Origin of the sequence: Pseudomonas sp. Irchel 3E20, from assembly GCF_900187645.1 — a bacterium.
Classification (GTDB): domain Bacteria; phylum Pseudomonadota; class Gammaproteobacteria; order Pseudomonadales; family Pseudomonadaceae; genus Aquipseudomonas.
On record NZ_FYEE01000005.1, the window covers coordinates 21,987 to 34,745 of the forward strand.

At 63.2% G+C, this 12,759-nt stretch carries 10 protein-coding genes; 5 read left to right on the plus strand and 5 right to left on the minus strand.

The annotated features are described in order from the left end of the window. Positions 1-34: 34 nt before the first annotated feature. Entirely contained in the window at positions 35-2,503 is a 2,469-nt protein-coding gene (locus CKW13_RS10955) for a TonB-dependent siderophore receptor (RefSeq protein ID WP_095108626.1), read from the plus strand. A gap of 181 nt (positions 2,504-2,684) precedes the next feature. Here the strand turns inward: CKW13_RS10955 and CKW13_RS10960 are convergent, their stop codons facing one another. From CKW13_RS10960 to nudE, 4 genes are all read right to left on the minus strand, one after another. Beyond that, entirely contained in the window at positions 2,685-3,794 is a 1,110-nt protein-coding gene (locus CKW13_RS10960; RefSeq protein WP_141233972.1) for a hypothetical protein, read from the minus strand. After that, positions 3,791-5,416, minus strand: coding sequence for a hypothetical protein (locus CKW13_RS10965; RefSeq protein ID WP_095108628.1), 1,626 nt, complete (start codon positions 5,414-5,416; stop codon positions 3,791-3,793). Before CKW13_RS10965 ends, CKW13_RS10960 begins: the two co-directional genes overlap by 4 nt. A gap of 197 nt (positions 5,417-5,613) precedes the next feature. Further along, complete coding sequence (gene cysQ / locus CKW13_RS10970) at positions 5,614-6,450, minus strand: 3'(2'),5'-bisphosphate nucleotidase CysQ (protein ID WP_095108629.1); 837 nt, start codon at positions 6,448-6,450, stop codon at positions 5,614-5,616. After that, positions 6,447-7,013: an ADP compounds hydrolase NudE gene (gene nudE, locus CKW13_RS10975; RefSeq protein ID WP_095108630.1), complete on the minus strand. Its 567-nt coding sequence runs from the start codon at positions 7,011-7,013 to the stop codon at positions 6,447-6,449. The genes cysQ and nudE overlap by 4 nt, the downstream gene beginning before the upstream one ends. Before the next feature lie 82 nt (positions 7,014-7,095). Between nudE and yrfG the strand changes: the two genes are divergently transcribed. Continuing rightward, on the plus strand, positions 7,096-7,758 hold the full coding sequence (gene yrfG / locus CKW13_RS10980; protein WP_095108631.1) for a GMP/IMP nucleotidase: 663 nt from the start codon (positions 7,096-7,098) through the stop codon (positions 7,756-7,758). A gap of 82 nt (positions 7,759-7,840) precedes the next feature. Here the strand turns inward: yrfG and lysM are convergent, their stop codons facing one another. Next, on the minus strand, positions 7,841-8,290 hold the full coding sequence (lysM, locus tag CKW13_RS10985) for a peptidoglycan-binding protein LysM (protein ID WP_095108632.1): 450 nt from the start codon (positions 8,288-8,290) through the stop codon (positions 7,841-7,843). 150 nt (positions 8,291-8,440) lie between these two features. Here lysM and CKW13_RS10990 point away from each other — a divergent pair, with 150 nt between their 5' ends. The 3 genes from CKW13_RS10990 to CKW13_RS11000 all read left to right on the plus strand — a co-directional run bounded on the left by CKW13_RS10990 (position 8,441) and on the right by CKW13_RS11000 (position 12,608). Beyond that, entirely contained in the window at positions 8,441-9,328 is an 888-nt protein-coding gene (locus CKW13_RS10990) for a LysR family transcriptional regulator (protein ID WP_095108633.1), read from the plus strand. A gap of 95 nt (positions 9,329-9,423) precedes the next feature. Then, positions 9,424-10,263: a formate dehydrogenase accessory sulfurtransferase FdhD gene (gene fdhD, locus CKW13_RS10995; protein ID WP_095108634.1), complete on the plus strand. Its 840-nt coding sequence runs from the start codon at positions 9,424-9,426 to the stop codon at positions 10,261-10,263. Continuing rightward, complete coding sequence (locus tag CKW13_RS11000; RefSeq protein ID WP_095108635.1) at positions 10,260-12,608, plus strand: FdhF/YdeP family oxidoreductase; 2,349 nt, start codon at positions 10,260-10,262, stop codon at positions 12,606-12,608. The genes fdhD and CKW13_RS11000 overlap by 4 nt, the downstream gene beginning before the upstream one ends. Positions 12,609-12,759: the final 151 nt, after the last annotated feature.

A 12,759-nucleotide genomic window follows, 5' to 3' on the forward strand; every position in this document is an offset into this window, starting at 1 on the left:
CAAATCAAGAAGCATTCTCATGGGGAGTTCTGGAATGCCACACCGCCCGACGTCGTCTCGTACATTGTCCCGCCACCTGCGCCGTGGGCTGTTTGTCAGCCTGCTGGCCGCCGTGCCGCTGGCGTCCACCCTGGCCGTGGCCGCGTCGGCCCAGGCCGGGGAGGCGCGCCAATACAACATCCCGGCGGGTAACCTCGACCAGGCCCTGAACCGCTTTGCCAGCACGGCGGGCATTTTGCTGTCGGTGGACGCGCAATTGACCGCCGGCAAGCGCAGCCCCGGCCTGCAAGGGCGCTACGACACGGCCCAGGGCCTGGAGCAATTGTTGGCCGGCAGTGGCCTGCTGGCGCTCGAATCCCAAGGCAGTTGGTCGCTGCAAGCCGTGCCCCAGAGCGGTTCGCTGCAACTGGGCGCCACCCGTATCAACGCCGCCGAGGCCGCGGAAAGTGCCTGGGGCCCGGTCGAAGGCATCGTCGCCAAGCGCAGCGCCACCGGCAGCAAGACCGACGCCGCGCTGACGGAAATCCCCCAGACCATCAACGTCGTCACCGCCGCCGAGATCAAGTCCCGGGGCGCGCAAAGCATCGTCGAAGCCCTGCGCTATACGCCCGGCATCACCGGCGGTGGCTTTGACGACCGGGTGAAGTTCTTCGACGAACCAACTTCGCGCGGTATTTCTCCTACACCTCTTTACCTCGACGGCTTGCACCTGCCCTACGGCGGCGGCAGCACCGGTGGTGCGTTGCAGATCGAACCCTATTCCCTGGAGCGCATCGAGGTGCTCAAGGGGCCGGCCTCGGTGCTCTACGGGCAGAACCAGCCTGGCGGCATCGTCAACATGGTCAGCAAACGCCCAACCGAAACCGCCGTGCGCCAAGTGGTGTTGGAGGCAGGCAGCTACGACCATAAAAGCGTCGCCGTTGACCTCGGTGGGCCGCTGGACGAGGAGGGCAAGTTCCTCTATCGCCTGACCGGCCTGGCCAACGACTCCAATGGCGAGATCGACTACTTCGAGCAGAAGCGCCAGTTCCTCGCCCCCAGCTTTACCTGGAACGCCAGCGACGACACGCGCCTGACCGTGTTCGCCCAGTACCAGAAGGACGACGGCGTGCCCGAGGCCCAGGGCCTGCCGGCCTCCGGCACCCTGTTCCACAACCCCAACGGCAAGATCGACCGCGACGTGTTCATCGGCGAGCCGGGCATCAACAAGTACAACCGCGAGCAGTACGTGCTGGGCTACGAGTTGTCCCATCGCCTCAACGACGTCTGGACCCTCAAGCAAAACGCCCGTTACGCCACGGTCGACGACCACTACCGCGCGCCGTTGCACGGCTACCGCTTCGTCACCAACCCCCTCACCGGGGCCAACGACCAGCGTTACCAATCGCGCTTCGGGGTCAACTGGAAGCAGGAAAACCAGGTGTTTGGCGTGGACAACATCGCCCAGGCCGAATTCGACACCGGCGCCCTGAACCACACCGTGATCCTGGGCGTGGACTACTACCACTCCAACTCCGACTTCCACGGTTTGTATGACCGCAACGGCGCGGCCATCGACCTGTTCACCCCCACCTACGGCCAACGCATGAACTGGAGCGGGCCGCAGAGCTGGGACCGCACCATCGACCAGACAGGCTTCTACGCCCAGGACCAGATCAAGCTCGACCGTTGGGTGTTCGTCATCGGCGGGCGCTACGACCTGGCCAAGGGCGACAACTACCAGACCCTGTCGGCGGTGGAAACCCACAGCACCACCCGCGACGAAAAATTCAGCGGCCGGGGCGGCATCGTCTACCTGTTCGATAACGGCATCGCGCCGTTTGTCAGCTACAGCGAATCCTTCCTGCCGCAACTGGGCACTGGCGTGGGCGAAAAACCCTTTGAGCCGACCACCGGCAAGCAATACGAAGCGGGCGTGAAGTACCAACCGCCGGGGCAGAACAGCTTCGTGCAGATCTCGGCCTACCAGATCGACCAGGAAAACATGCTCACCCCAGACCTGGCCAACCCCGGCCATAGCAAACAGGTCGGCGCGCTGCGTTCCAAGGGCATCGAGCTGGAAGCCAAGGGCGAAATCAGCGAAGCCTTCAACGTGATCGCCTCGGTGTCGCGCAACGACGTCAAGTACACCAAGGACAACGACGGCCGCGAAGGCCGCCACCCGGCCAACCGCCCACCCGTGACCGCCGCGTTGTGGCTTAACTACACCCTGCTGGGCGACACCCCATTGGCCGGCCTGGGCGCGGGCATCGGCGCACGCTACGTGCGCGGCAACTACGGCGACGACTACGACGGCGCGTTCCAGATCCCGTCCTACACCGTCTACGACGCCAACATGAGCTACGACCTGAGCCAATCGCCGCTCAAACTCAAAGGCGTGAAACTGGGCCTGACCGTGCAAAACCTGGGCGACAAAACCTACGTCGCCAGTTGCGGGAGTTCGGTGGACTGCTACTACGGCGAAGGCCGCACCGTGGTGTCGAACTTGACGTATGACTGGTAAGGGCCACCCGCGCCGGGCGTGATGGCGGGCGCCTTGCCCGTGGCAACCCGTAACGCAAACTGACGCGCCTGGGGCACCTCGTGGTTGACCAGGCGCCGCCTCCAGCCAACGGGGCGGGTGGCGGGTGTTTGAATTCGGGGCAGTGCAGGCCAGGCGGGTTCGCCTGGCCTGCATTTAACGATCAAAGTGTTGGCCTGGACTGGTCCGGGCTCCAGAGCCAGAAGGTGTAGCCGTAGTCGCCTTCCAGTTTGGGAAAAATCGCGCCATCGCGAAAATACTGCCGCGAACCTTCACGGGCGGGGCTGAACCACCAACCGGCGTGGGGGCACGGCTCGCCGCTGGCTTTGCGCGGCGGGTGCTGCGGTTCGCTGCCGGGTGCATCGGCCATGGCGTCGGGGTCGCTGTCTTCAAACTCGCCTTCGAGAAGTTCGACGAAGTACCACTCGCAGGGGCGGTAAGTGAAGGAGTCGGATTGCACTTGATAACGGGCCGAAAAAATGGGATCCGTAAAAACACCCTTATATTGGTTTTGTGCAATAAATTTTGAAAAACCGTCCTCATCGCCCCACAAGCCTGCGCGGCCCAAGGTTTTCAAGACATCCAGACCTAATTCATTGAATGTTTGACATTCTTCCAGTGTCTTCCACATCCCTTCGCCGCCTCCGGTCCAGGCAAATTGCAGGGCACCCAGAGGATCATCTTGAGACACATAGACGCCGGTACGTGGCGGAACTTCCCCGGTTTTACCTTCAATATCCATATGCACTTTGAATTTTGGCAACCGCGGAAACTGTCCTTTGATTTGCTGCCAAATTGACCAAAATGTCATATCGCTCCAGTCCCGCTCCATAACACCGTCAATCTTGTAACCGTACGAGAACACCTCATTGGCCCGTTCGCGAAACTCGTTTTCCTGCTCTGCAGTGGCCCATTGCATTGAAAACTCGCCCAGCATATGGGCACATTGATTGGTTCCCGTGATGCCGTAGCACTGGTCGGCGCGCTTGGCCATATCCCACATGGTGTTTTCCCTGTACTCGATCAAGGCTGGAAACCCGCCGGTGCTCCAGTTGGCTGCAGTATCGCGCACGCCCCAGCGTTCGCTGACCATCAGGGGGTCGAGAATAGAGCGCCGCTCTAGAAGCATCTCGGCCATAACAATCAGCTCCTCGATTTTCGGCAACAACGCGTCCAGGTAACTTTGCGACGAGTAGTAATAAAGCATCGCCGCTTGGCGTTTTTGCCACAGGGACAGGTGATAAGTCGGGGACATCGGATAAAGCGGATTCATTTTTTAAACTCCGTTATTTGACCGGGCAAGTTGGGCAGGCCGAGGCGCACGTTATTAAGTTGGGTATCAAAGTCGGTCATGCCCCAGGTGGTATCAAAGGGGCCGCTGATGGCGGGGTGATTGATTTTTTCGCGCAGGCACTCATAGAACTCCTGTTCTTGTGGCGACAGGTTCTTGTAACGCTCGTAGTTCATGTCCGGCGCAGGTTCCATGCGACCGGTCTGGCGATCTACGCGGTAGTAGGTCAGGGTGTCGAAGGCTTCAGCGGTGCTTTCGCCGGCGCTGTTGCGGATGAACTTGGCATCGAACTTGATTTGCTCCCAGCCGCCCTCTAGATAGCGATCCGGCAAACCAGCCTTGGGCGCTTTGACCTGGGACGCCGCGGGGCCTTTCCAGACCTTGAGGGTTTCCCCAGCCTTGAGTTCGTACACCACGAACTGGCCGTTGACGTTCCAGTCCGGCCACACCGCCAGGTACTTGCGCCAGGCAGACTTGGGGTTGGCTGAATCCATGATTTGCTTGAACACGGCTTCCGTGACCCAGTCCTGTGCGCTGGCGACACTGCCGGGGCCTATGATGCGGTAAAGGCGTAGGGGGCCTTTGAGTTCAGCCGCCACCATGCCTTCGGCGAAGGTTCTGATCTGCTTATCATCGAGGCGTGGAAAGCCCAGACTGACGGCCCTGTTTATCTCGGCCATCATGGAGTCATCTGGTTTCAAAGGCTTAAACACCCCCGGCTTCCCCCGACTCAACCACCCCGGCAACGGCTTCGCATCCCGCATCAATTTCACCGCCCGCGCCTCGGGCAATCCGCCGTGAAAATGCACATTCACCGTGTTCAGGATCGCCCGATGCTGCATCAGGTGTTCCATTTCCAACCGGCGGATCACGATGTCGAGGGCGTCGCGTATCGGTTGCAGGGCTTTGCCGATATGGGCATTGGCTTGCAAACGCACGGCCTTGACCATGTTCAGGGTTTGCTCGGCCTTGGCGGCGGCCCCGGGGACGTATTTGACTTTGCCCAGCAAAGTGTTGAGCAGGGCAATGCCCCGGTCGAAGGCGTGCAGCAACCTCAAGACGTCTATTTGGTTGCGCACCTTTTTGATGGCGTCGGCCAGTGTCTGGAACACCTGGCCCCATTTCATGCCACGCCAGTACTTCACCACTTCCTTTTTACGCAGCAGGGTGATGACCCAGGTCATCGCCTCGTCCACGGCCTGCTCCACGGCATGGCCCCCCGAGCGGCGGATGAACAGGAAGAAGATTTTCAGCACGCCCTTGACCAGGGAACCGAGCACCGGAAACAGGCCGATCAGGGTCAGGCACAGGCCGACCCAGGCCCAGGTGTTGCTGTGGTCTTTTTGCAGTTCGCGGCAGTTGGCGACCAAATCGCGCATGTCGCAGACCTGGTCCACCAAGGGCACCATGGAAACCGCCGCGTCGAAGGCGATTTGCCCGGTGCTGCGGTCTTGGTTGAAATCCCCCTGGATCGCCTCCCACACCCAAAGGGCGGTATCGACACTGGCGTCGAAGAGTTTTTCCGGGGCACCGGTGATGTACGCCAGGGCGACGCGCATGTTGTCGGCGGGGACAGTGGGTTCTGGGGGAGAGGATGGCGGCATGGCACGCACTCGCGCAGGACAAAACGCGATGCTAGCGAGGCAATTTATTGCGCGAAATCAGACCAAACGGACGCGATTGGTGGGAATCGGCCTACGACAATTCGTAACGCTGGCCGTGGTTATTGCGAACAGGCTCGTACACAAGGGGCCCTTGGCGATGAGTACAAGGGCGAAAGCCTCCAGGGCCCCAGGCTGAGCTACTTCCCCCGTGCCAACGCCAACAACTGCTCGCGCCACCGCGCGTTGGCCGGCAGGGCCAGGAAGGAGCCGTTGAGCAGGGTGGCACGGGCCGGGTAGCAGAAGGGCGCGCCGTCGAGGTCGAGCACTTCACCGCCCGCGCCTTCAAGCACGCCTTGGGCGGCGGCGGTGTCCCATTGCGAGGTGGGCGCCAGGCGCGGATAGCAATCGGCCGCGCCTTCGGCCAGCAGGCAGAATTTCAGCGAGCTACCGATATTGGCCAGGTGCAGTTCACCCAGGCTGGCGCCCAGGCCTGCGAGCAGGCGTTCCTGCTCGGGGCTGGAGTGGCGGCGGCTGGCGACCACGGTGAACGGCTGTGCGGGCGGTGGTGTGTCGCGTACCCGGATCGGTTGCGCCTCGGCGCCCGGTTCTGCACGCCAGGCGCCTAGGCCCGTACCGCCGAAGTAGCAGCGGCCGTTGCTGGGCATCGACACCACGCCAAACACCACGCGGCCCTGTTCGATCAGGGCGATGTTGACGGTGAATTCCTCGCTGCCGCTGATGAACTCCTTGGTGCCGTCCAACGGGTCCACCAGCCACCAGCGCTGCCACGTGGCGCGCACGTTTTGGGGGATATCGGCGTCCTCTTCGGACAGTACCGGGATGCTTGGGTCCAGCGCCGTCAGGCCGGCGAGGATCAGGTGATGGGCGGCGAGGTCGGCGGCGGTTACCGGCGAGTCATCGGCCTTGGCGGTAACGGCCACATCGGCACGCCAGAACGGCAGGATCGCTTCGCCCGCCTGGTGCGCGAGCTCAATCACCGGGGCCAGCAACGGGTGGGGGAAATGTGGGCTCATGGCTGGAACACTCCGCGTTCGATCAGCAGGTCGCGGGCCAGGTACAGCGCGGCGAGGGCGCGGCCTTCGGTGAAGTCGGGGTTTTGCGCCAGGGCCGAGAGTTCGCGCAGGTTGACCCGGTCAACGCGCATCGGCTCCGGCTCGTCGCCTTCGAGGCGCTCGGGGTACAACTCGGTGGCCAGTACCACCTGGATTTTCTGGCTCATGTAGCCGGGCGACAGCGACAGCTCGGTCAGGTGCTCCAGTTGATGGGCGCCAAAACCGGCCTCTTCCTTCAACTCGCGCACCGCAGCGGCGAGGATGTCTTCGCCCGGCTCGATCAGGCCCTTAGGCAGCGACAATTCGTACTCGCCCGTGCCGCCGCAGTACTCCTCCACTAGCACCGCGTGCTCGTCGTCCACCATTGCCACGATCATCACCGCGCCATACCCGACCCCTTTGCTGACCAGCCGCTCATAGGTGCGTTCCACGCCGTTGGAGAAGCGCAACTGCAACTCTTCGACGCAAAACAGGCGGGTGGTGGCGACAACTTCGCGGGCGAGGACGGTGGGTTTCTGGCGCATGGCGGCTCCTATACATGAACGCGGTACTATACCCCGGCTTTTGTGAATGTCTGTGCCCCGTCTACCGTGTGAGAACCTCCCCATGCCCTTATTGCCCTGGCGCGACATCGATACCGTTCTGCTGGATATGGACGGCACGCTGTTGGACCTGCACTACGACAACCACTTCTGGATGGAACACCTGCCCGAGCGCTACGCCCAGCTGCATGGCGTGAGCCGGGCCATGGCCGAGTTGGAGTTGCAGCCGTTGTTCGAGCGCAACGCCGGGCAGTTGCAGTGGTATTGCCTGGATTTTTGGAGTGCGGAACTGAAACTGCCGGTGCGCGAACTGAAGCTGGAAACTGCCCACCTGATCGCCCTGCGCCCGGACGCCGACACCTTCCTGGCGGCCCTGCGCCGGGCCGGCAAGCGTGTGGTGCTGATTACCAACGCGCACCGCGACTCGCTGTCGCTGAAGCTAGAAAAGGTCGAGCTGGCGCCGTATTTCGAGCGGCTTATCAGCTCCCACGACTACGGCTTCGCCAAGGAGAGCCCGCACTTTTGGGATGCTTTGCACGCCGACATCGGTTTTGACCCGGCCCGCAGCCTGTTTATCGACGACACCTTGCCCATTCTGCGCAGTGCTCGGGACTACGGCGTGGCGCACTTGCTGGCGGTCAGCCAACCCGACAGCCGCAAAGGCCCCAAGGACACCGCCGAGTTCGCGGCGGTGGGGGATTATCGGGAATTGATCGAGGGTTTGTAGGCCGCAAGGGCCTAGCCAAAAACACTGTGGGAGCAGGCCCGCTCCCACAGGTTCAGATCTGCTTCAAGTGCAGGTTTATGCCTTACTGCGGCGGAATCCGCAGGCTCTGGCCCGGGTAGATTTTGTCCGGGTGCGAGAGCATCGGCTTGTTGGCTTCGAAGATTTTGTTGTAGAGGTTGGCGTCGCCGTAAACGGTCTTGGAGATCGCGCTCAGGGTGTCGCCTTTTTTCACCACGACGAAACGGGTGGCGGCCACGATGGGGGCGGCGCTGGTGACGGTGATCTGGTCATCGACCGTTTCCACGCCGGCAATGTTGCCCACGGCCAGCAGGACTTTCTCTTTCTCTTCCTGGGTGGCGACTTCGCCGGTGAGGGTGACGGTGCTGCCATCGACCTCAGCGTGCACGTTAGGGTTGCCCAGCCCGACCTTGCTGATGTGCTCTTTCAACTGCTCGCTGGCGTTGGCATTGCCGGGGGTCAGCAGGTCGATCAGTTTTTCGCCGGCTTCTTTCACAAAGCTGAAAAGACTCATGGTCACGCTCCTTAGGTTGAGGTCCGGGGTTGTTGCCCAGTCGCAGAAGACTAGACCAGCGGCGCGGGGCTAAGTTGCGATCCGACCAAATGCCTCGCTCACCTCCCAAGCGCGCTAGAATCCCCGGCCACTCGCGCCCAGGAAGTGAAGATGGACATCAAGCAGCTCAAATTCCTCATCGCCCTCGACGAAACCCGGCATTTCGGCCAGGCCGCAGCGCGGTGCCATATCACCCAGCCCACCCTGTCGATGCGCCTGCGCAGCCTGGAAGAAGAATTGGAGCTGCCGCTGGTCAATCGCGGCCAGCGCTTTGAAGGCTTTACCGCGCCGGGCGAGCGCGTGCTGGCCTGGGCGCGCACGGTGCTGGCGGCCTACGACGGTTTGCAGGCCGAGGCGGCGGCGTGTCGCGGCAACCTGGTGGGCACCTTGCGCCTGGGCGTGGTGCCGCTGTCGAGCTTCGACCCGCTATCGCTGATGCAGCGCCTGCACGCCGAGCACCCGAGCTTGCGTTTCGAGCTGTCGGCCTTGAGTTCGGAGCAGATCCTGGAGCAACTGGCGAGCAATCGCCTGGACCTGGGCGTGTCGTACCTCGAGCGCCTGGATACCGAGCGTTTCGATGCCCTGGCCCTGGGCGAAACCCGCATGGGCCTGCTTTACGATCAGCGGTTTTTCAGCTTCGGCGAAGCGCCGCTGAGCTGGGAAGCGCTGATCGAACTGCCCCTGGGCATGCTCACCAGCGGCATGCACTTTCGCCAATCCATCGACCACAACTTCCACAGCCGTGGCCTCAACCCGCAGCCGCTGCTGCAAACCGACGCCGTCCATCAGTTGCTGCAAGCGGTACACGGTGGCCTGTGTTGCGCAGTGATGCCGCTGGACGGCGGCCTCGAAGCGCTGACCGACCACCTGCGCCTGCAACCGATCGAACAGGCCAAGACCCTGGCGCGCCTGGGCCTGATTATGCGGCGCGGGGCGCCACGCTCGGCGTTGGCGGAAGCCTGTTTTGCGCTTTACGGGAAATCGGACGAGGCTGTTTGATCGACCGGATCTATCGGCACATCGGTAGTAGCAATTAGACGCGACACTTTGACGCGCCTAGGCTTACCGCTACTTAACCTGCCGGTACGCCCCCCATGAACGCCAAGCGCCCGGTTTGCGCGGCGCCCGCCCTGCCTGTGGCCGCGCCCGCCGCCAGCCAGCCCTACCAGTACAGCGACATTACCCAACACCACCAGGCCGGCACCGACCTGGCCGAAGAAGTGGCGCTGGCCATCGCTTACAACGGCATCAGCCAGGCCGTGATGCTGGTCACGCCCACCGACCTTGAAGACTTTATCGTCGGTTTCAGCCTCGGCAGCGGCATCGTCGAAGACGTTCACGACATCTATGACCTGCAACTGAGCGGCGACGGCTCCGCCCGCTACGCCCAGGTGCAGATCGCCAGCCGTGCCTTCTGGAACCTCAAGCAACAACGCCGGCAATTGGCCGGCACCAGCGGTTGCGGCCTGTGCGGCGTGGAAGCGGTCGAGCAGGCGCTGCCCGACCTCGCCGTGCTGCCCGGCGCACCGTTGCCACCGGCCCATTGGCTTGAAGGCTTGCGCCAACGCATCGGCCAATTCCAGCCCCTGGGCCAGCACTGCGGCGCGGTGCACGCGGCGGTGTTCATGGACGGCCAGGGCCAGTTGCTGTTGGGCCGCGAAGACATCGGCCGGCACAACGCCCTGGACAAACTTATCGGCGCCTTGGTGCGCCAGAACATTCCCATGGCCGGGGGGCTGGCGATTGTCACCAGCCGCTGCAGCCTGGAATTGATCCAAAAAGTGCTGCGCGCGGGCATCCAAACCCTCGTCAGCCTGTCGTCGCCCACAGGCCTTGCCGTGCAATGGGCGCGCCGACATCAGCTCAACCTCATCCATTTGCCGCAAAAAAGCGCACCGCGGGTGTATAGCCCCGCGCAGGAGACGCCCGCGTGAGCAATCATCATCAAGCCGATATTCCCCCCACCCCGCGCTACAAGCCCTACAAGGGTGCCGCCGGCGGCTGGGGCGCGTTGGTCAGCGTGGCGCAAGCCTGGTTGACCAGCGACAACGCCCTGAAAAACCTGCGCATGATGCTCAAGACCAACCAGAACGGCGGTTTCGACTGCCCCGGTTGTGCCTGGGGCGACTCGCCGGAAAGCGGCGTGGTCAAGTTCTGCGAAAACGGCGCCAAAGCCGTCAACTGGGAAGCCACCAAGCGTCGGGTCGATGCCGCGTTCTTCGCCAAACACAGCGTCAGCGCCTTGCTGGAGCAGAGCGACTATTGGCTTGAATACCAGGGCCGCCTCACCGAGCCGATGCGCTACGACGCCGCCACCGACCGCTACGTGCCCATCACCTGGGACGCGGCGTTCGCCCTGATCGGCAAGCACCTGCTCAACCTCGACAGCCCCAACCAGGCCGAGTTCTACACCTCGGGCCGGGCCAGTAACGAGGCGGCGTACCTCTACCAGTTGTTCGTGCGTGCCTTTGGCACCAACAACTTCCCGGACTGCTCCAACATGTGCCACGAGGCCAGCGGCGTGGCCCTGGCGCAGAGTGTCGGGGTGGGCAAGGGCACGGTGACCTTCGATGACTTCGAGCACGCCGACGCGATTTTCGTCCTGGGGCAAAACCCCGGCACCAACCACCCGCGCATGCTCGAACCGCTGCGCGAAGCGGTGAAGCGCGGCGCCCAGGTGGTGTGCGTCAACCCGCTCAAGGAGCGCGGCCTGGAACGCTTCCAGCACCCGCAGCACCCCATCGAGATGCTGACCAACGGCGACAAGCCCACCAACACCGCCTACTTTCGCCCGGCGTTGGGCGGCGACATGGCGCTGCTGCGCGGCATGGCCAAGTTCCTCCTGCAATGGGAGCGCGAGGCGCAGTTGGCCAACGCCCCGGCGGTGCTCGACCACGACTTTCTCAACGCCCACACCGCCGGCGTGCTGGAGTACCTGGCGGTGGTCGATGCCACGTCCTGGGAGGCGATTGTCGAGCAGTCCGGCCTGAGCCTGGCGGACATCGAGCAAGCGGCGCGCATGTACGCCAAAGGCAAGAACGTGATTATGTGCTGGGCCATGGGCATCACCCAGCACCGCCATTCGGTGCCGACCATCCAGGAAATCGCCAACCTCATGCTTGTGCGCGGCAACCTCGGCCGCCCGGGCGCGGGCCTGTGCCCGGTGCGCGGCCACAGCAACGTGCAGGGCGACCGCACCATGGGCATCAACGAGCGCCCGCCGGCGTTCTTTCTCGATGCCCTGGAGCGGCGCTTTGAGTTCAAGGTGCCGCGCCAACACGGCCACAACGTGGTCGAAGCCATCCACGCCATGCTCGATGGGCGCGCCAAGGTGTTTATCGGCCTGGGCGGCAACTTCGCCCAAGCCACGCCGGACAGCCCGCGCACCTTCCAGGCCCTGGGCAATTGCGATTTGACGGTGCAGATCAGTACCAAGCTCAACCGCAGCCACCTGGCCCACGGCAAGGAGGCGCTGATTTTGCCGTGCCTGGGCCGTACCGATATCGACGTGCAGGCCCAAGGCCCGCAAGCGGTGACGGTGGAAGACTCGTTCAGCATGGTCCACGCCTCCAACGGCCAGTTGCAGCCGCTTTCAGCGCAGATGCGCTCGGAACCGGCGATCGTCGCCGGCATCGCCGCCGCCACGCTGGGCGCCCACCCGGTGGACTGGAATTGGTTGGTGGCCGACTACGGGCGCATCCGCGACCTGATCGCCGACACCATCCCAGGCTTCAAGGACTTCAACGAGCGGGTGCGCAACCCCGGTGGCTTCTACCTGGGCAACTCGGCCGGCGCGCGGCGCTGGAACACCCCGTCGGGGCGCGCCAACTTCCGCGCCAACGCCTTGCCGCTCGACTTGGTGGACGAACGTACCCGCGCCACAGGGGTGCTGCCGGATCTCATCATGCAGTCGATGCGCTCCCACGATCAGTACAACACCACCATTTATGGCCTGGACGACCGCTATCGCGGGGTCAAGGGCCAGCGCAAAGTGCTGTTCGTCAACGAAGCCGACATCATCCGCCTAGGCTTCAAGCCGGGGGAGCAGGCCGACATCGTGTCGATCTGGAACGATGGCCGCGAACGCCGGGTCAAGGGTTTTACCCTGTTGGCCTTCGACATCCCCGCCGGGCAGGCCGCTGCGTATTACCCGGAAGTGAACCCGTTGGTGCCCCTGGAAAGCACCGGCGACGGCAGCCACACCCCCACCTCGAAATTCGTCGCCATCCGTTTGGAAGCGGCGAGCGAGACGGGGTTGATAATGGCCAGGTCGGCTTAGGCGAGGGGAGGCGGCGGGTGATGGCGCTCTCAGGATCGCCATCGCGGGCGAGCCCGCTCCCACAAAAAAGGCCGCTTCCTGTAGGAAAGCGGCCTGTCGCAAGCAGTAAAAGACCGACTGAAAAGTATTAAGTTCCATAGTTAAAACAATA

Excerpts from the sequence above, each read along its gene's own strand:
- cysQ (WP_095108629.1), bottom strand. The coding sequence starts at position 6,450 with ATGAGCCCACATTTCCCCCACCCGTTGCTGGCCCCGGTGATTGAGCTC.
- lysM (WP_095108632.1), bottom strand. The coding sequence starts at position 8,290 with ATGAGTCTTTTCAGCTTTGTGAAAGAAGCCGGCGAAAAACTGATCGAC.
- CKW13_RS10965 (WP_095108628.1), bottom strand. The coding sequence starts at position 5,416 with ATGCCGCCATCCTCTCCCCCAGAACCCACTGTCCCCGCCGACAACATG.
- CKW13_RS10990 (WP_095108633.1), top strand. The coding sequence starts at position 8,441 with ATGGACATCAAGCAGCTCAAATTCCTCATCGCCCTCGACGAAACCCGG.
- CKW13_RS10960 (WP_141233972.1), bottom strand. The coding sequence starts at position 3,794 with ATGAATCCGCTTTATCCGATGTCCCCGACTTATCACCTGTCCCTGTGG.
- fdhD (WP_095108634.1), top strand. The coding sequence starts at position 9,424 with ATGAACGCCAAGCGCCCGGTTTGCGCGGCGCCCGCCCTGCCTGTGGCC.
- yrfG (WP_095108631.1), top strand. The coding sequence starts at position 7,096 with ATGCCCTTATTGCCCTGGCGCGACATCGATACCGTTCTGCTGGATATG.
- nudE (WP_095108630.1), bottom strand. The coding sequence starts at position 7,013 with ATGCGCCAGAAACCCACCGTCCTCGCCCGCGAAGTTGTCGCCACCACC.
- CKW13_RS10955 (WP_095108626.1), top strand. The coding sequence starts at position 35 with ATGCCACACCGCCCGACGTCGTCTCGTACATTGTCCCGCCACCTGCGC.